This is a genomic window from Psychromonas sp. MB-3u-54 (assembly GCF_002836415.1).
Classification (GTDB): Bacteria; Pseudomonadota; Gammaproteobacteria; order Enterobacterales; family Psychromonadaceae; genus Psychromonas.
In genome coordinates, this window is the sequence record NZ_PJBP01000128.1 from 24,155 (window position 1) to 41,815 (window position 17,661).

Genomic DNA, 17,661 nt, shown 5'->3' on the forward strand with positions numbered 1-17,661 from the left:
AATGAACTATAAAATTTTTGCTGCAACCCAATTATTGCTGGAGAAACTGGCCCAGGATTTTTTGCTTTTAAGTCAACAGGAGAAAGTAAGCCATCTCTCTTTATCCGGCGGATCAACCCCAATTCTTCTGTTTAAATATTTAGCCAAGTCGCCCTATGCACAGAGCATCAACTGGCAGAAATTGCATTTCTGGTGGGGAGATGAACGCTGCGTCGCCCCGAGTGATCCGGAAAGTAATTTTGGGCAGTGCAAACCATTGCTCTTTGATAATATTATTATTCCGGCAGAAAATATTCACCGTATTCGCGGGGAAAACTCCCCGCAGCAGGAAGCAGTTCGCTATGCACAGGAAATAATAAATCATATTGATAATGTTAATGGCATTCCGCAGTTTGACTGGATTCTTTTAGGCGTGGGCGGTGACGGTCATACCGCCTCACTTTTCCCCGGACAAACCAACTATCAGGATCCTCATTTAACCTTGGTGGCAACACAGCCGCAAAGCGGGCAATTACGGGTATCTAAAACAGCCGGCTTAATTGAAAACAGTCAGCGTATTACTTATCTGGTACTCGGTGAAGGTAAAGCCGATATTATTCATGAAATTAACATTGAACCCGCGGGCAGCGAGCGCTATCCGGCGGGCAAAATAAAAGCTACAGCAGGGCTAACTGAGTGGTATTTAGATTCAGGCTCGGCAAAGCTATTAACAGAGGGACACAATGATGAATGCTGATATTGCAGTAATAGGTCTGGCCGTGATGGGACAGAATTTAATTCTAAATATGAACGATCACGGTTTTAAGGTCGTCGCATTTAACCGCACTGTCTCAAAGGTTGATCAATTTCTTGCGGCGGCAGCGAAAGATACCGATGTTATCGCGGCGCACTCCCTTGAAGAAATGGTGAGTTTACTGGCTTTGCCGCGTAAAATCATGCTGATGGTCAAGGCTGGGGAGGTCGTCGATGATTTTATTGATAAGTTAATCCCTTTATTGGCTAAAGGCGATATTATTATTGATGGCGGCAATTCCAATTTTACCGATACCAACCGCCGTGTTGAAAAGTTAAGCAAACTGCATTTACATTATGTCGGTGCCGGTGTCTCCGGTGGGGAAGAAGGGGCTCGCCATGGGCCCTCAATTATGCCCGGAGGAGATGTACGGGCATGGCCTGCTATTAAAGCTATTTTTCAAGGGATTTCAGCTAAAACAGATCAGGGGGAGCCTTGTTGTGACTGGGTCGGTCATGGCGGATCGGGTCATTTTGTGAAGATGATCCACAACGGCATAGAATATGGTGATATGCAGTTAATTAGCGAAGCGTACCATTTTATGAAGGATGTTTTGAGGATGTCTCATCAAGAGATGCAGGCCACCTTCATTGATTGGAACACAACAGAGTTAAATAGCTACTTAGTTGAAATAACCGCAGATATTTTAGGTTCTAAGGATACCGACGGAGATCCCCTTATTGAAAAAATAATGGATACCGCAGGGCAAAAAGGGACCGGTAAATGGACGGGAATAAATGCATTAGACGCCGGTATTCCGTTAACCTTAATCACTGAATCCGTGTTTGCCCGTTGCCTCTCTTCATTGAAAGAGCAGCGCGTGGTCGCACAAAAACTATTTAATAAATCCATTGGCGAAATTCATGATGATAAACAGCAATGGGTAGCGGCATTACATGATGCATTGCTTGCGAGTAAAATAATTTCCTATGCGCAGGGTTTTATGCTGATGAAGCAGGCATCGGAAGATAATAATTGGGATCTTAATTACGGTAATGTAGCTCTGTTGTGGCGCGGTGGCTGCATTATACGCAGTGCGTTTCTAGGCAATATTCGTGATGCTTTTGCTTTGCTGCCCGAATTAGATTTTCTGGTCTTAGATCCCTACTTTAAAAATATTTTAGAACGCTGCATGCCAGCCTGGCGAAAAATTGCCGCCAGCTCTTTTCAGACTGCGTTACCCATGCCATGCATGACCTCCGCTTTGTCTTTTCTGGACGGTTATACAACAGCAAAATCACCTGCCAATATGATTCAGGCGCAACGAGACTATTTTGGAGCGCATACCTATGAAAGGGTAGATAAAAAATCCGGGGAGTTTTTCCATACCAACTGGACCGGACAGGGCGGAAATACCGCTTCAACAACCTATGATGCTTAACCGTTGAGTTGGTTTTATCAGCAGCGGAAAATTTAGGGTCCTACCCATCTCGCCCGGTGTTATTGTTGATACTTAAGCCGTTGTGTTTGGAGGACGTCCATTTAGCCGCGCTGCAAAGAAACCTTCACAAAACTGCTTTTGAGCTTTTCACCTTGTGCCGGCAGCTGCTCAACCGCGCCACTTTAGCAAGATTGAATAATGTCTCCAGATTGTCGCGGATTACCTGAATGTCGGCATCCTTGGCTTTAACTTCTATGACTTCAACTAATGCGTCTGGCTGATTCTCTATTTTACTGTCCAGTCTGCCTGACTCAATGTGATTTTAAAATCTACGCGGAGGTATAAAATTAGTTATAACATAGCTAATTTAATAAATGATAAGAATGTGATTCTGATCTCCCCTACCTTCCTAATAAACACTTTCAATACTGTCCTAAACCAGCAGCGCTACGTCATCAATTTTGAATACCGGCTCTTTATAATCTTTTTTGTATTTATCTCTAACGGTTAGCCAAAAGCTTATTATAAAGGCAGAACACTTGCACCACGCTAGTGCGTTGACGACTTAATTTGTACTTTTTCCACTATGAGCGTGCGTTTTATTGGTATTTTATTTTTATTTTTTTATTCGTAGTAAACTTTATTCGCATTCTATTTCATCTTCCCCCTTATCTTAAATAATCACTTCCAATAGGTTTTTATGTAACTAATAAATTCATTGAGTTATCCGGCATATTATCTGCATTAGGTCTATGTTGCTGTTTAATATGTTTAATTACTAAGGGTTTAATAAATGAAAAAAATGACTACCTCTTCTGATCATAGCTGCTGTGACGGCATCATTCATGAGTTTTGCCACGGAAAAAATTCGACTGGTGTAGAGCCGGGTTATGCACCATTTGAAATCAAAAAACCAGATGGTTCCATGGCCGTTTGGATGTTGCATTTCAAGATGCAGTCGCTGCAGGTGATGGTTTCTTAAAGCGGGCGGTTGGTGAACGTTTTCAATTTAGCGGTCCAGAAGTCAATAATGAAAACTATTTTGGCGTCGGGGCCGGAATCGGTATGCGCAAAAAGGATAGTGCATTGCAAGGTAAAATCAATCGGGCTATTGATTCAATGCTTGCTGATAGCACTTACTCTGAGAGAGACAGCAAGTACTTCAATGTTGATATGTACGATAAATAACTCGCATTAACCGATCGCGACGATCAGGAAAGAGTGACTAAATCTATACGTTTTGGTCGCATTTTTGAAAGCCTGAGCAACGCAAGTCTATTAATCTATCATTAAATGGATACGCGAACGAGGTAAGAGTAATGATAAAAATCACCGATAAAAGATTTTGAACAATCTCTGCTCACCCTCGTTTTACCCGCGCCATTTATTTCGGTCAATGTCCAGTTTAGCTGTCCTGACGTCAATAATAAGATCTCTGTTGCTGCTGGCTTGGGAATCGGCCGGTGTAAAAATAAGGGTGCATTGAAAGATAAAATCGAGCGGGTTATTGATTCAATGCTTGCCGATGGAACTTAATATGCCCTCGCTGAAGAATAATTTAGCGTTGATATTTACTGAAAGTAATTCGCGTTAATCGGTCACTGCTTCTGCTAAGTCGCGATTTGCAAGATAAGGAAATTGTTATGCTTTATGGCGACACAAACTTAATCATTGACGGTGCATTGATGGCCATGAACCTGGCGGTGATGTCCGCCTTATTATTAATGATACTTGGCTTGTGCTGAAATTGTCGGATCGAAACGTTCAGCTGTTTGATAGTGGCATTGGACTGCACCGGAAAATAGGTCAGTTGTTTAATGTTTTCATTGCTGCATCTCTTGCCGGCTAAAAAACGATTAGCCGATATTCAGCTGAGCGTTTTTTCTACCTATTCAAGTTATGCACTTATTATTTGAATCTAAACAATAAAAAAAAATACTTACGGCAGCGTTTTATGTGATGGATAAATGCGTTTATTTATTTGGCATTATGTGATCTAGCTGTTCACCATTTTTAATTATCAAGGGGTTAATAAATGAAAAAAAAACTACTTCCGCTAATCATTGCTGCTGTAACAGCATCATCCATGAGTTTTGCCACTGAAATTGTTCGACTGGGTGTAGAGCCGGGTTATGCGCCATTTGAAATCAAAAAACCAGATGGTTCACTGGCAGGCTTTGATATCGATTTGGGCAATGAAATTTGTAAACGCATCGAAGCACAGTGCCGTTGGATTGAAAGTGACTTTGATGGACTGATTCCTTCGCTTAAAGCGAAAAAAATCGATGCTATTTTATCTGCCATGTCGATAACGGACGCCCGGCTAGAAGAGATTGCCTTCTCACACAAACTTTACGGTACGCCGGCGCGCCTAGTGACCGCAAAAGGTCTTGATTTACAGCCTACTGCCGCTGCACTGGGGGGAAAACGTATTGGGGTTTTCCAAGGCACAACGGCTGAAACTTACGCGAAAGAGCAATGGGCGGTAAAAGGGGTTGATGTGGTGACCTATCAAAGTCAAGACCTCGTTTATGCGGATTTGATCAATGGCCGTTTGGATGGTGCATTTCAAGATGCCGTGGCTGCCGATGACGGTTTCTTAAAGCGCTCTATTGGTAAACACTTTCAATTTAGCGGTCCAGAAGTCAATAATAAAACCTATTTTGGTGTCGGGGCTGGAATCGGCCTGCGTCAAGAAGATAGCGAATTGAAAGCAAAAATCAATCAGGCAATCGATTCAATGCTTGCTGATGGCACTTACTCTGAGATAGCCAGCAAGTACTTCAATTTTGATATTTACGGTAAATAACTCGCATTAACCGATCGTTGCTTAATGCTAAGCAGCGATCGCAGGATAAATAAAGAGTGGCTAAATCTATACGTTTTGGTCGCATTTTTGAAAGCATGAGCAATGCAACTCTATTAATCTATAACTTAATGGATTAACTAACGAGGTAAAAGTAATGATTAAAAAAACACAGATAAAAGATTTTGAACAATCTCTGCTCTCCCTATTTTCACCCTCGTCATTTATTTCGGTCAATGTCTAGTTTAGCTGTCCTGCCGTCAATAATGAACTCTCTTTTGCTGCTGGGACTTACTATGCGATCGCTGAAGAATAATTTAGCGTTGCTATTTACTGAAAGTAATTCATGTTAATCCGTCACTGCTTCTGCTAAGTCGCGATTTGCAAGATAAGGAAATTGTTATGCTTTATGGCTACACAAACTTAATCATTGATGGTGCCTTGATGACCATGAGTCTGGCGGTGATGTCTGCCTTGTTATCAATGATACTTGGGCTGCTTGGGGCTTGCGCAAAAATTTTTGGCTCGAAACTTTCATCAACAGTGGCTTCGCTGTACTCAACTATTATTCGTGGCATTCCCGATTTAGTGCTGATGTTATTAATTTTCTACGGATTGCAAATAGCCTTAAATCAGTTAACCGAGTTCTTTTCTTGGCAGCAGATAAATATTAATCCATTTGTCACTGGTGTATTAACCATCGGTTTTATTTACGGTGCTTACCTGACTGAAACTTTCCGCGGTGCATTTCTGGCCGTTCTTAAAGGACAAATTGAAGCGGCTACCGCATATGGCTTTACACCATGGAAAGTGTTTCGTTTTGTGCTCTTCCCGCAGATGATGCGCCACGCCTTACCTGGTCTGGAAAATAACTGGCTGGTGATCCTTAAATCCACGGCGCTTGTGTCAATTATCGGGTTAGCCGATGTGGTCAAAGCGACCCAGATGGCGGGTAAAGGCACTTACGAGTTTTTCTTTTTCACTATTATTGCGGCGCTGATTTATCTGCTTTTTACAACCTTTTCCAATGTCGTATTTTATTGGCTGGACAAGCAGTTTCAGTCTGACCGTAAGGATACTCGTGTATGATTGATATTATGCAACAATATGGTGAAGCATATTTATGGACGGATGGTTTTCATTATACCGGCGTTTCAGTCACTTTAATGCTGCTCGTCACCTCTGTAGTTATCGGTTTTGTGCTCTCAATTCCACTCGCGATTGCGCGTACATCCGGGCGTAGGAGCTATGTTTACCCTGTATGGGTATTCTCCTTCCTGTTTCGCGGCACCCCTTTGTATGTACAACTACTGGTGTTTTACTCCGGCGTTTACACCTTGGAATTTGTGCACTCTTCTGATTTTCTTAACTGGTTTTTCCGCAGCGGTTATTACTGTATGTTACTGGCTTTAGTGCTCAATACCTGCGCTTATACCACTGAGATATTTGCCGGGGCGATACGCGAAACAGATAAGGGCGAGATTGAAGCGGCCAGGGCTTACGGTTTTTCTAATTGGAAACTTTACAGCAAGGTCATTCTTCCCTCCGCACTGCGACGGGCGATACCTTCTTATAGCAACGAAGTGATCCTGGTGCTGCATGCAACCTCATTAGCCTTTACAGCAACGGTTCCGGATATATTAAAAATAGCCAGAGATGTAAACTCGGCAACCTATCAATCGTTTTTTGCATTTGGCATCGCCGCCATTCTGTATTTAATCATCTCATTTTTTCTTGTCGCTATTTTCAGGCGCGCCGAGCAAAAATGGTTAAAACATTTATAGCCTTTATCAAGTTAAACAGGAGATGTGCATGGAACAAACAAAACTAGCCGTTACCGGACTGCATAAGCGTTACGGAAATAATGAAGTGATCAAAGGCATCTCTTTGAACGCAAAAGCAGGGGATGTTATCAGTATTATAGGGTCCTCCGGCTCGGGTAAAAGTACTTTTTTACGCTGTTTAAATTTTCTTGAAAAACCGTCGGAAGGTAATATTTATGTCGGTGGAAAGTCTATCGAAATGGTGCGTGATGGCGACGGCCAACTCAGAGTTTTTGACATTAAACAGCTCCAGTTGATGAGAACCAAACTGACCATGGTGTTTCAGCATTTCAATCTCTGGAGCCACATGACGGTGCTGGAGAACGTGATGATCGCCCCGATTGAAGTATTGGGCTTGGATAAGCAACAGGCAAAACAGCAAGCGATGGATTATCTGAGCAAAGTGGGTATTGATGAAAAAGCGCAGCAACGTTACCCGTCACAGCTTTCTGGCGGACAACAGCAGCGCGTATCGATAGCCCGTGCACTTGCAATGGAGCCCGAAGTACTGCTGTTCGATGAACCTACTTCCGCACTGGATCCGGAATTGGTCGGCGAAGTACTGAAGATCATGCAGCAGCTCGCTGAAGAGGGTAAAACCATGATAGTAGTGACGCATGAGATGGACTTTGCGCGAAATGTCTCCAACCATGTGGTATTTTTGCATCAGGGGAAAATAGAGGAACAGGGGGATCCTGAAGAAGTGTTTAATCACCCAAAAAGTGAACGCCTACAACAGTTTTTATCTGCTTCATTGAGTAGTTTAGCGTGAAATAATGACTAATTTCCCTCTCCCTATTATCCGTATTGCCGTGTTAGCGCCGCAGGGGTGTTCGCTGCTCAGTTATGGCGCAATCGCCGAGCCGTTTTTGCTGGCCAACCAATTATTAGAGCAGCACAAGTATCATTTAACCTTGATTGCCTGCGCGGAGCCCTGCGTTGCGCCGCCTGCTGGGGTAGTTCTGCTTGATGAAGCGCAACTCGCTAATCTACAAGATTATGATTTACTGATTGTTATTGCGGAAAAGCCCCCTTTGCAGCCGCTTTCAACTGCAATAAAAAAAGCGCTACAGCGCTATTATCAGCAACAAGCAGGGCAACTGCTGGCGGTAAAAGCGGGGGTATGGTGGCTGCTCGAAAGTGGCATTGGGCTACACCAGAAAATAGTCGTACATTGGTCATTAATGGATGATTTTAAAGACTGTTATCCTGATGTTATGCTTAGTCATGATCTCTACCAAACTGACCTGCGTCTAAGCAGTTGTGCCGGGCAGTTAGCTATTGTAGATTATCTCCTCGGCTACTTAGACAGGCAAGAAGGCGCTGGCTTGGCCAATCAAATCAGCGATCATCTGTGTATGGATCGTGTGCGCGGCGGCAGTGAACGGCAACGTCTGCCAAGCCAGTCTCTGGGAGATCTGCAGCCGAGGCTGACAATGGCGATTGACTTAATGGAAAATAATATTGAAGAGCCGCTCACTACTGAGCAAATAGCGGAGCTTGTGTTTATTTCCCGGCGTCATCTTGAACGATTGTTTAGGCGTTATCTTAATACTATGCCTGCCCGCCATTACCTGCAAATGCGCCTTAAACGCGCGCACCATTTATTGCAGACAAGCAATAAATCGATTGTGCAGATAGGCTTGATTTGCGGTTTCTCAAGCGGCCCGCATTTTTCTTCAACTTACAAGTCATTTTATCAAACCACACCAAGGCAGGAACGTGCCAAATACCTCGGTGTCAAATGAAAAAATCTATACGTTTTGGTCGCATTTTTGAAAGCCTGAAAAACCCAAGTCTACTATTCTATTAATTAATGATCTAACCCAAGAGGCAGCATAATGACTCAACTAGCAACTCGAAAAGATTTTGATCAATATATGATCCCCACCTATTCTCCCGCGTCATTTATTCCGGTAAAGGGGATCGGCTCGCGGGTTGTGGATCAGCAAGGCAAGGAATATATAGATTTTGCTGGTGGCATTGCGGTGAATGCGCTTGGCCATGCCAATGCCAAACTCAAACAGGCACTTAACCAGCAGGCCGAATCGCTTTGGCACATAGGCAATGGTTACAGCAATGAACCGGTATTGAACTTGGCTAAACAATTAGTTGAAAGCACCTTTGCCGATAAAGTATTTTTTTGTAACTCAGGCGCAGAAGCCAATGAGGCAGCGCTGAAACTCGCCAGAAAATATGGAAATGATCATCACGGCGCGGCTAAAAATGAAATCGTCGCATTTAATAATGGCTTTCATGGCCGCACCCTGTTTACCGTAAGCGCAGGTGGACAGCCTAAATATTCGCAGGACTTTGCCCCTTTACCAGCGGGAATTCACCATGTTGCTTTTAACGATCTTGAGACGGCTAAAGCGACTATCGGAGCCAATACTTGCGCGGTGATCGTTGAGCCTATCCAAGGTGAAGGAGGTGTTATCCCGGCAGATCCTAACTTTTTACAGGGCTTGCGCGCACTCTGTGACGAACATGATGCGCTGCTGATTTTTGATGAAGTGCAGACTGGAGTAGGGCGTACCGGTCATCTTTATGCTTATATGGACTATGGCGTACAGCCGGATCTGCTTTCTACGGCAAAAGCGCTGGGCGGCGGTTTCCCTATTGCTGCGATGTTAACAACGGACAAGTTTGCCGGCGCATTATCGGTCGGGTCACACGGCACTACTTACGGGGGAAATCCACTCGCTGCGGCCGTGGCTAGCGCAGTTTTACAGGAGATTAATCAGCCGGATTTTTTACAGGGAGTTAAAGACCGTCGGCAACAGTATTTATCACAACTTAATGAGATAAATAAAAAACGCCAGGTATTTAAAGAGATCCGCGGGTTGGGATTACTGATTGGCTGCGAGTTAAATGATGCCCACCGTGGACAGGCAAAATTAATCAGCACGTTGGCCGCAGAGCAGGGAGTGCTCATGCTTATTGCCGGTCCGGATGTTATTCGCTTTGCGCCCGCGTTAAATATTCCCGAGCAGGATATTGATACTGGATTATCGCGTTTCGCCGCGGCCCTCGATCTCTATTTGAATAAAGAGTAATTAATAATGATTGTATTGCGTCCAGCACAATTGAGTGATATCAGTAAGCTCGAACGTTTAGCTTATGCAAGCGGCCCGATGGTTTCTACGCTTCCTGCAAAACGATCGCATTTACTGGCTAAAGTCGAGCGTTCAATACATTCCTTTGAGCAGGAAGTGTTGACGCCCGGAGAAGAGTCCTATCTGTTCGTATTAGAAGAGATGCTAACCGGGCAATTAGTGGGAACGGGGGTTGTCAATGCATTAGCGGGAAACAGAGAGCCTTTTTATTCTTTTCGAAACGATATCAAGATCCATTCGTCACGCGAACTCAAGATCCATAGCCGTATTCATGCGCTGACCCTCAATCATGATCTCAGTGACCATTCGCAGCTTTGCTCTTTTTATATTTCGCCGGCCCTTGCCGATACGCGCTACCCGTCACTGGTAACGCTTGGCCGTTTACTCTTTATGAGCGTTTTTCCGATGCGCTTTGCTAATGAGTGGATGGCGGTATTGCCGGGCATCTCAGATAAAGATGGACGGGCTCCCTTTTGGGAACATGTGGGACGTAAATTTTTCGGCATAGATTATAACCAGGTGGAGTATTACAACACCACACGTGATAAAACCTTTGTTGCTGAAATGATGCCCTATCACCCACTTTACGTGACCTTAATTAACGAAGAGGCACAAGCGGTAATGGGGCTGGTACACAACGAGGCACAATTGCAGTGCGATCTGCTCAGTGAGCAGGGATTTGAGCCGGATAAATATGTCGAAATCTTTGACGCCGGCCCTATTCTTAGCGCACCGCGTAATGCGATATCTCTTTGCCAGCAGATCAAATCTGTCACCCTTACTATCAATACAACGGATGCAGCCACACAAACTTATCTGCTTGGCATGGCAGATAACAACGATTTTAAAGCCTGCATAGTGCAAGGCGTGTTACAGGGTGAACGGCTTATGCTGTCACAGGAAAATATAGAGCAGCTTAATTTATGCCAGAAGCCGCGTCTTTTCTGTGTTGCTCTGTAAAAGGTTGCCTGTAAACCGCTGTACCAAAATAGAGTTAAGGAATATAACTATGATGCTTATTCGCCCGATAAAAAGGCAGGACAAACAGGCACTTTTACAACTGGCCGCAAAAACCGGTACGGGTTTTACCTCGCTTCCTCAAAATGAGCGTCATCTGACCGCGCGTATTGAAAGGATACTCGCGACATGGGAAGGAGAGGCGGCACTTTCTGATCAAGGTTATCTGTTTGTATTGGAAGATAGCGCGACACAAAAAGTGGTTGGGATCAGCGCGATAGAGGTCTCCATTGGCCTCAACGATCCTTGCTATGATTTTCACGTCGGCACACAGGTACATGCCTCCAAAGAGCTTGGTATCTATCGGCAGATGAAAAAATTAAGTTTGAGTAATGATCATACCGGTCATAGTGAATTGTGTACGCTATTTTTGGATCCTGAATATCGAAAAAACAAAAACGGTCAGCTTTTATCTAAAAGCCGCTTACTCTTTATTGCCGGGTTTAAAGATAAATTTTCCGACAGGATTATCTCAGAATTACGTGGTGTACACGACCAGCAGGGAGAGTCTCCTTTTTGGGAAAGTTTAGGCCGGCATTTCTTCGCCATCGATTTTACAGAAGCCGATTATCTCACGGGCATAGGGAAAAAATCCTTTATTGCGGAGCTTATGCCCAAGCATGCTTTTTATGTTGATTTTTTAACTGAAGCTGCACAGAACGTCATCGCAGAGGTGCTTCCGAGCACGCTGCCGGCGCGTGAAATTTTAGAAAGTGAAGGGATGCGCTATGAGGGGTATGTTGATATTTTTGATGCAGGCCCGATGCTCGAAGCCTATACCAAGGATCTGCGCATAGTCAAAAAGAGTCGGCTGCGGCAAGTCAAGGTAGGCGCTACGGAGTTACTTGGCGAGCAAGCCCTGCTGATAAGTAATGATCAGTATCAGGACTTTCGCGCAATTCTTGGCAGCCCACTGATTGATCGTAGCAATATTTATCTAACCCAAGAGCAAGCACAGGTATTATCTGTGCTTGACGGGGAAAAATTACGTATTGTTCCTTTATTTGAAAAGGAGAACAATTTATGAATCAGGCTTCACATTTTATTAATGGTTGCTGGCAAGTTGGTAGCGGCGAAGGTTTTGAAAAGCACAATCCGGGTGATAACGCCCTGATTTGAGAAGGTCATCATTCCAGTTCCGAGCAGGACGTTTCACTGGCTGTTAGCGCGGCGCGAAGCGTGGCAGGCACGACAAACGCGAGAAGCAAGCGAAGCGGTTGCCAGACTGGATCAGGAAAAACCCGTTTTTGTGCAGCAAAATCCCAAAGTGATTGAGCCGGGTATTTCATAACGATGTGATCTCGGTGAGTAACGGTAATCTGTTACTTCATCATCAGAAAGCATCTATAAATCAAAGCGTTGCCTTTACTGAAATCGCTCGAAAACTGCAGCAGCTTGGCGTCTATTTTATGCCCCTTGAAGTGCCTGCCGCAAAGGTCAGTGCCAGTGATGCGGTGCCCACCTATCTGTTTAATAGCCAGCTACTCACTAAAGCGGATGGCAAAATGCTGATGGTGATGCCGGAAGAGTCGCGCCGTCATGCGCGGGTTTGGGCTTATCTCAATGAACTTATCCAAGGTGATAATCCTATCGAGGAACTGCGTGTTTTTGACTTGCGTGAGATCATGTGTAACGGGGGAGAGCCAGCGTGCTTGCTGGTTGTGCTTAACGATATGTAACCAGCAGACGCTGCTTAATGATGCTTTATATGATTCACTGCGCAGCTGGCTGATCCGCAGCTATTGCTGGAAAATCACCGCACCCTCGATGAGTTAACCCAGATTATGAACTTAGGCTCAATTTATTCATTTCAACAAGGCTAATGCCAATATGTTCGATTTTCTAGCCGAAACTATCGCAGGGTATAAGGTAACAGCAGAGTCAAGGGGCAGCTTAAGGCTTTCTTGGACGCGCCCCGCGCTATAATCAAAGTATGATTGTTTGGTTACAGAGTGTTGGACTTGAAGCTTTGGTGGTTAATCATGCGTCGGTAGCCACCTTCAGTTATTTCAGCAGCAATGAATTTGGCGCAAGCAGTTGCACGCTTGAGCTTGGTAAAACCAGACTTTTTGGTCACCATGATTTGCAACAATTTACAGGTATCCAGCAGGGGCTAGTTAACTTAATCTTCAATCAAGTTATTGAGAGTGAAATACACTCTGAGCTGCCGGTTTATAAGGTAGCAGGAGTCATTACAAAATGGAGCGAAAAATTTAAGCTTAATTTGTCCGATAATGTGGAAAATTTCACCTAATTGCCAAAAGGTTTTATGTTAGCATCGGATAGGGATGTGACATACCGAGTACAGCAAGAGAGTGGTTCTCTTCTCTTTCCAAGCCCTAAGGTTAAAATCAGTTTTCGAGCTGGGTTACTGTTAGTAAAAGGTAACTTGTCTGATATTATGCTTGATAGTTCGTCGTAGCCGTCTTTATTGAAACACTAGATTTTATCTTATTTCTTAAAATTCAATATGCTTTAGATTAATCAATTTCCTTTGTTATCTCATTTTTAGTTTAAAAAATAACATTCTGATTTTAATCGGCATAATATTAATTTTATAAATAAAAATGTTGGATATTGTGCATTTTTAGTCTTTTATATTTCCATGAATTTCATGGTCTTTTATCATTTTTAATCAATAATTTATTCCAGAAAGGGGCATTATCATGAAGGTTGCATTTATTGGCTTAGGCGTTATGGGTTACCCGATGGCAGGATTCTTAAAACAAGCGGGTCATGATGTGTGTGTCTATAACCGGACACTCGCTAAGGCAGAGAAATGGCAGCAACAATATCAGGGGAGAATAGCCCTGACGCCGCGTGAAGCCGCTCAAGACGCTGAAATTGTATTTAGCTGTGTTGGTAACGACAATGACTTACGCGCTGTTGTTTTAGGTGAAGACGGCGTGCTGGCAGGAATGAAGAGCGGCGCTATATTAGTCGATCATACTACTGCATCTGCGGATATTGCTCGCGAGTTAGCGGCTACCTGTGCTGAGCAGAGCAAAGGATTTCTCGACGCACCGGTATCCGGTGGTCAGGCGGGTGCCGAAAAGGGTGTTTTAACCATTATGATTGGTGGTGACAGCGCGGTGTTTGAGAAAGTGCGGCCGGTGATTGATGCCTATGCCCGCTGCGCAGAATTGATTGGTGATGTGGGCAGCGGTCAGCTGGCTAAAATGGTTAACCAAATCTGTATTGCCGGCGCGGTGCAGGGCCTGGCTGAGGGGATTCATTTTGCTAAATGTGCCGATCTTGATGTCAATAAAGTCATTGATGTTATCTCGAAAGGTGCGGCGCAGTCATGGCAAATGGAGAATCGTCACCAGGCAATGATCGACAATAGTTATGAATTTGGTTTTGCGGTTGACTGGATGCGTAAGGATTTAGCTATTACGCTTAATGAAGCGCGTCACAATAAGGCAAACTTACCAGTGACAGCAGTGGTTGATCAGTTTTACGGTGAAGTGCAGGGCATGGGGGGGAGTCGTTGGGACACCGCAAGCTTACATGCCCGGTTAGAAAAGTTTACCGATAAATAATCATGCTGAACGGTTAAAAGAATGGGCATAAATTGATGCTAAGTTGATAAACACCGGCGTATAAGGCGGTTAACCTAGCTTTATAATTTATGGCGGCGAGATAGAGTAGCTGAAAGGTATTCATATGAACATAAATTATAGAGCGTCGATCTGCATTCTGATAACGGTTTTGATAACAGGATGCGCCGGTCAACAAACCAGAGCAAAAAGTAGCGTTGTCGATTATCTTTATCCGACGGAGTCGACAACCCTTGTACAGCCCTCAATCCCCATGCTGAATGTTCCTCTAAAAGTAGGAATAGCCTTCGTACCTGAGCAGCCGTCCCGGTCCAGAGGCATTAATATGTGGTCAGGCGTTGTTGGGGGGAGTGCGCTGACTGAAGACAATAAAACCAATCTGCTTAAAAAAGTTGCAGATAACTTTTTTAAGCATGATTTTGTCAGTGGAATAGAAGTTATTCCGTCGTCATACCTAACGGCTGGTGGTGGTTTTACAAATCTGGAACAAATAAAAACCCTATACGGAATTGATGTGATTGCCCTGGTTTCATATGATCAGGTTCAATTTACCGATCAAGATTTATTGTCATTAACCTACTGGACGCTAGTGGGGGCATATATAGTGTCAGGTGAGAAAAATGATACTAGTACCCTGTTAGATACCGCGGTATATGACATTCAGAGCAGGAGTATGCTCTTCAGAGCGCCCGGAACCAGTAATGTAAAGGGCCGATCAACGCCAATAAACCTTAGCGAAGAATTACGACGGGATAGTATTAAGAGCTTTGAAGATGCGACCACCAATATGGTTGGAAATCTCACTGTACAGCTGGAAAATTTCAAAGATAAAATCAAACAACACCCTGAAAAGGTTAAGGTTGTACACCGGGAAGGTTATACCGGTGGTGGTGCTATGGGGCCCTTTGAAACGGTGATAATGATGCTTCTTGCTGCCGTTTTATATCCTGTTCGTAGAATGAAACCTAATCGCTAAAGTGGTGGACCTCACTTCAAGGTCTTTTCTCAAAGCGCTGGCATAACGATATTGAGTTTCATAGCGTTGGCCAGGATACTTGCCCTTTAATGAGTGGAATAGTGACCGGAATAATTTTCAAATTCCATTCGCCGGCCATCAATAAATTAAAGACCCGGCTACTTACTGAAAACTATTTTTGTTTTTCCTGCCATGCTTTGGCTTTATTAATCAGTGGAGTGATGGTGGAATCTTGTACTAAAATTGAAAAGAACACCGCTGAGTAGGTCATCACCAGGATGATTTCGCGCACATCTATTTGTTTGCTTGGAATTATCATAACTCCTGCAGGGATAGCCATCGCCATCGCTAACGCCAATCCACCCCGCAAGCCTCCCCAGGTTAATACCGATACAGAGTAAGGGTTATATTCACGGAATCGTTTGAAAGCCACATAAGATAATTTAATGCTGAGGTAACGTGCTGTTAAGGTTAATGGAACTGCAATCACCATTAAAATCCAATCTTCCTGATGGAAGCTGTATTCCAACATGCTTAAACCAATCAGTAGAAAAAGAATGCCGTTTAAAAATTCATCAATCAGCTCCCAAAAATGATCGAGCAGTTTGATACTTTCTTTGGAAAAACCATTAATACGCGTCCAGTTGCCAATCATAATACCTGAGATAACCATCGCAAGCGGGCCGGAAACACCGATAATAGCAGCAAAAACATAACCTGCGCTGGGGATACCAATCGTCAGCAACAATTCCATCGAGTGATCATTGGTGGCACTGATTAAATAATGGAACAAGAAACCTAATACAAGTCCGTATATAATCCCGCCTATGGCTTCATGCAAAAATAACTCAGTAATACTTAAAGCGGTCGGTTGGGTATCTGAAAATGCGATGCTGTATAACGTCACAAAAATAACCAGCCCGAACCCATCATTGAATAATGACTCGCCTTCAATTTGTGTCGATATACGTTTTGGTGCATTAAGCTTTTTAACAATCGCAAGTACTGCAATAGGGTCGGTAGGGGATATAAGTGCGCCAAATAACAGACAGTAGATAAGGTCGAACTGGAAGTCTAAAAATTGACAGAGATAAAACAGCACATAACCGATAAAAAAGGTCGAAAATAAAGTCGCCCCTAATGCGAGTACCGCGATTTCCCATTTTTGATCTTTGATATTACCGAGCTTAATACCTAAACCACCTGCAAATAATAAAAAACCCAAAATACCATTTAGCAGAAAACTGTGAAAATCAATTTTAGCAAGCTGCTCCGAGGCAATCTCTTGTAAGGGATAAAAGCCATTTTTACCCGCAATAACTATTAGTAAAGATAAGACTAAGGAGCCTGCAGTAATTGCAATCGTATTTTGCATCTTACCTATCTTACTGTTTAAAAATGTAATTAGCATCGCTGCTGCGGCTAGAAAACAGAGAGTTGCGTAGACCGTCATTTAGAATTCTCATATATTAGTAAATAATTTTAGTTTAAAGGAATATATAGGCTGTCGGCTATAAGGCTGTCAGCTATAAGGCTGTAAGGCTGTAAGGCTGTAAGGCTGTAAGGCTATAAGGCTATAAGGCTGTAAGGCTGTAAGGCTGTAAGCTGTAAGGCTGTAAGGCTGTAAGCTGTAAGGCTATAAGGCTAGGCTGTAAAGCTGTAAAGCTGTAAATAATGAAGCGCTATGTTAAGTGTTTTAGCTTTTTTTTTCAAAAATAATAACAGTCATTATGCATTCAATGTATAACTATTCGGCTTTCTATCATCCATCAGATATAAATTAATTTTACTAAGAGTGAACTAAACTAAAAGTGATAAGAATTGATGCAACAAAGAGAGCTAACCATTCAATATCAATACAAGCTTTCTATGGTTTATAACTAAATAAATTGAGTAAATACGGCTAATATAAATACCGCCCGAAAAGGGGAGTTTATGAATGACGAAAAGTACGAAGAGGCTAAAAAACGTGTGAAAGAATTAAAAGGCTTCTATCAAAACTTTCTCACGTACATTGCTGTTAATATAGTTCTTATGGTTATCAATTTAGTCACAAATTCCGACAGCTTATGGTTTTATTGGGTAACTATTTTCTGGGGGATTGGTATCGCTCTTCATGGGTCAAATGTTTTTATTATCAAAGGTAAATTTCTGGGCAAAGAGTGGGAGGAAAAAAAGATAAAAGAGAT

18 protein-coding genes and 1 pseudogene are annotated in these 17,661 nt (G+C 43.3%); 18 read left to right on the forward strand and 1 reads right to left on the reverse strand.

Translation table 11 applies throughout. The features are described 5' to 3' along the window. The first annotated feature begins 1 nt into the window (after position 1). The 17 genes and pseudogenes from pgl to rhlP all read left to right on the forward strand — a co-directional run bounded on the left by pgl (position 2) and on the right by rhlP (position 15,472). The gene (pgl, locus tag CXF72_RS09580; RefSeq protein WP_101038746.1) at positions 2 to 736 is read left to right on the forward strand and encodes a 6-phosphogluconolactonase; all 735 of its coding nucleotides are present in this window, start codon (positions 2 to 4) and stop codon (positions 734 to 736) included. Next, positions 726 to 2,174 (forward strand): decarboxylating NADP(+)-dependent phosphogluconate dehydrogenase, encoded by a 1,449-nt coding sequence (gene gnd / locus CXF72_RS09585; RefSeq protein ID WP_101038747.1) that lies wholly within the window; start codon positions 726 to 728, stop codon positions 2,172 to 2,174. The genes pgl and gnd overlap by 11 nt, the downstream gene beginning before the upstream one ends. Before the next feature lie 793 nt (positions 2,175 to 2,967). Next, the gene (locus tag CXF72_RS19320; RefSeq protein WP_157823227.1) at positions 2,968 to 3,156 is read left to right on the forward strand and encodes a hypothetical protein; all 189 of its coding nucleotides are present in this window, start codon (positions 2,968 to 2,970) and stop codon (positions 3,154 to 3,156) included. Then, complete coding sequence (locus CXF72_RS09590; protein WP_101038748.1) at positions 3,108 to 3,362, forward strand: transporter substrate-binding domain-containing protein; 255 nt, start codon at positions 3,108 to 3,110, stop codon at positions 3,360 to 3,362. Before CXF72_RS19320 ends, CXF72_RS09590 begins: the two co-directional genes overlap by 49 nt. An 847-nt stretch (positions 3,363 to 4,209) precedes the next feature. Then, complete coding sequence (locus CXF72_RS09595) at positions 4,210 to 4,983, forward strand: ABC transporter substrate-binding protein (protein WP_101038749.1); 774 nt, start codon at positions 4,210 to 4,212, stop codon at positions 4,981 to 4,983. A gap of 399 nt (positions 4,984 to 5,382) precedes the next feature. Next, positions 5,383 to 6,069: an ABC transporter permease gene (locus CXF72_RS09600; RefSeq protein ID WP_101038750.1), complete on the forward strand. Its 687-nt coding sequence runs from the start codon at positions 5,383 to 5,385 to the stop codon at positions 6,067 to 6,069. Beyond that, positions 6,066 to 6,764, forward strand: a complete 699-nt coding sequence (locus CXF72_RS09605) for an ABC transporter permease (protein WP_101038751.1) — start codon at positions 6,066 to 6,068, stop codon at positions 6,762 to 6,764. The genes CXF72_RS09600 and CXF72_RS09605 overlap by 4 nt, the downstream gene beginning before the upstream one ends. A gap of 28 nt (positions 6,765 to 6,792) precedes the next feature. Then, positions 6,793 to 7,575 carry a histidine ABC transporter ATP-binding protein HisP gene (gene hisP, locus CXF72_RS09610; protein WP_101038752.1) on the forward strand — a complete coding sequence of 261 codons (783 nt, stop codon included), beginning with the start codon at positions 6,793 to 6,795 and terminating at the stop codon, positions 7,573 to 7,575. Positions 7,576 to 7,579: 4 nt separating this feature from the next. Then, positions 7,580 to 8,551 (forward strand): GlxA family transcriptional regulator, encoded by a 972-nt coding sequence (locus CXF72_RS09615; protein WP_101038753.1) that lies wholly within the window; start codon positions 7,580 to 7,582, stop codon positions 8,549 to 8,551. A 93-nt stretch (positions 8,552 to 8,644) separates the two neighbouring features. Further along, positions 8,645 to 9,859 (forward strand): bifunctional succinylornithine transaminase/acetylornithine transaminase, encoded by a 1,215-nt coding sequence (locus CXF72_RS09620; RefSeq protein ID WP_101038754.1) that lies wholly within the window; start codon positions 8,645 to 8,647, stop codon positions 9,857 to 9,859. A 6-nt stretch (positions 9,860 to 9,865) separates the two neighbouring features. Further along, positions 9,866 to 10,879, forward strand: a complete 1,014-nt coding sequence (locus CXF72_RS09625; protein ID WP_101038755.1) for an arginine N-succinyltransferase — start codon at positions 9,866 to 9,868, stop codon at positions 10,877 to 10,879. Between the two features lie 49 nt (positions 10,880 to 10,928). After that, positions 10,929 to 11,963, forward strand: a complete 1,035-nt coding sequence (astA, locus tag CXF72_RS09630; protein WP_101038756.1) for an arginine N-succinyltransferase — start codon at positions 10,929 to 10,931, stop codon at positions 11,961 to 11,963. A 198-nt stretch (positions 11,964 to 12,161) separates the two neighbouring features. Beyond that, positions 12,162 to 12,759, forward strand: a pseudogene (locus CXF72_RS09635) (N-succinylarginine dihydrolase). A gap of 110 nt (positions 12,760 to 12,869) precedes the next feature. Further along, positions 12,870 to 13,190 carry a succinylglutamate desuccinylase/aspartoacylase domain-containing protein gene (locus CXF72_RS09640; protein ID WP_101038757.1) on the forward strand — a complete coding sequence of 107 codons (321 nt, stop codon included), beginning with the start codon at positions 12,870 to 12,872 and terminating at the stop codon, positions 13,188 to 13,190. Further along, positions 13,191 to 13,358, forward strand: a complete 168-nt coding sequence (locus tag CXF72_RS20240; protein WP_442966036.1) for a succinylglutamate desuccinylase/aspartoacylase domain-containing protein — start codon at positions 13,191 to 13,193, stop codon at positions 13,356 to 13,358. Positions 13,359 to 13,599: 241 nt separating this feature from the next. Continuing rightward, the gene (locus CXF72_RS09645; RefSeq protein WP_101038758.1) at positions 13,600 to 14,478 is read left to right on the forward strand and encodes an NAD(P)-dependent oxidoreductase; all 879 of its coding nucleotides are present in this window, start codon (positions 13,600 to 13,602) and stop codon (positions 14,476 to 14,478) included. 124 nt (positions 14,479 to 14,602) lie between these two features. Then, the gene (gene rhlP / locus CXF72_RS09650) at positions 14,603 to 15,472 is read left to right on the forward strand and encodes a rhombotarget lipoprotein (protein WP_101038759.1); all 870 of its coding nucleotides are present in this window, start codon (positions 14,603 to 14,605) and stop codon (positions 15,470 to 15,472) included. Between the two features lie 172 nt (positions 15,473 to 15,644). Here the strand turns inward: rhlP and CXF72_RS09655 are convergent, their stop codons facing one another. Then, the gene (locus tag CXF72_RS09655) at positions 15,645 to 16,925 is read right to left on the reverse strand and encodes a cation:proton antiporter (protein ID WP_101038760.1); all 1,281 of its coding nucleotides are present in this window, start codon (positions 16,923 to 16,925) and stop codon (positions 15,645 to 15,647) included. A gap of 482 nt (positions 16,926 to 17,407) precedes the next feature. Between CXF72_RS09655 and CXF72_RS09660 the strand changes: the two genes are divergently transcribed. Beyond that, a partial coding sequence (locus CXF72_RS09660) for a 2TM domain-containing protein (protein WP_101038761.1) occupies positions 17,408 to 17,661 on the forward strand: 254 nt, incomplete at its 3' end.

Bases quoted from the DNA above. Each gene is read 5' to 3' on its own strand.
- CXF72_RS09640 (WP_101038757.1), top strand. From the start codon at position 12,870: ATGATTGTTTGGTTACAGAGTGTTGGACTTGAAGCTTTGGTGGTTAAT.
- hisP (WP_101038752.1), top strand. From the start codon at position 6,793: ATGGAACAAACAAAACTAGCCGTTACCGGACTGCATAAGCGTTACGGA.
- CXF72_RS09605 (WP_101038751.1), top strand. From the start codon at position 6,066: ATGATTGATATTATGCAACAATATGGTGAAGCATATTTATGGACGGAT.
- rhlP (WP_101038759.1), top strand. From the start codon at position 14,603: ATGAACATAAATTATAGAGCGTCGATCTGCATTCTGATAACGGTTTTG.
- astA (WP_101038756.1), top strand. From the start codon at position 10,929: ATGATGCTTATTCGCCCGATAAAAAGGCAGGACAAACAGGCACTTTTA.
- CXF72_RS09620 (WP_101038754.1), top strand. From the start codon at position 8,645: ATGACTCAACTAGCAACTCGAAAAGATTTTGATCAATATATGATCCCC.
- CXF72_RS09595 (WP_101038749.1), top strand. From the start codon at position 4,210: ATGAAAAAAAAACTACTTCCGCTAATCATTGCTGCTGTAACAGCATCA.
- CXF72_RS09655 (WP_101038760.1), bottom strand. From the start codon at position 16,925: ATGACGGTCTACGCAACTCTCTGTTTTCTAGCCGCAGCAGCGATGCTA.
- CXF72_RS09600 (WP_101038750.1), top strand. From the start codon at position 5,383: ATGCTTTATGGCTACACAAACTTAATCATTGATGGTGCCTTGATGACC.
- pgl (WP_101038746.1), top strand. From the start codon at position 2: ATGAACTATAAAATTTTTGCTGCAACCCAATTATTGCTGGAGAAACTG.
- CXF72_RS19320 (WP_157823227.1), top strand. From the start codon at position 2,968: ATGAAAAAAATGACTACCTCTTCTGATCATAGCTGCTGTGACGGCATC.
- CXF72_RS09625 (WP_101038755.1), top strand. From the start codon at position 9,866: ATGATTGTATTGCGTCCAGCACAATTGAGTGATATCAGTAAGCTCGAA.
- gnd (WP_101038747.1), top strand. From the start codon at position 726: ATGAATGCTGATATTGCAGTAATAGGTCTGGCCGTGATGGGACAGAAT.
- CXF72_RS09615 (WP_101038753.1), top strand. From the start codon at position 7,580: ATGACTAATTTCCCTCTCCCTATTATCCGTATTGCCGTGTTAGCGCCG.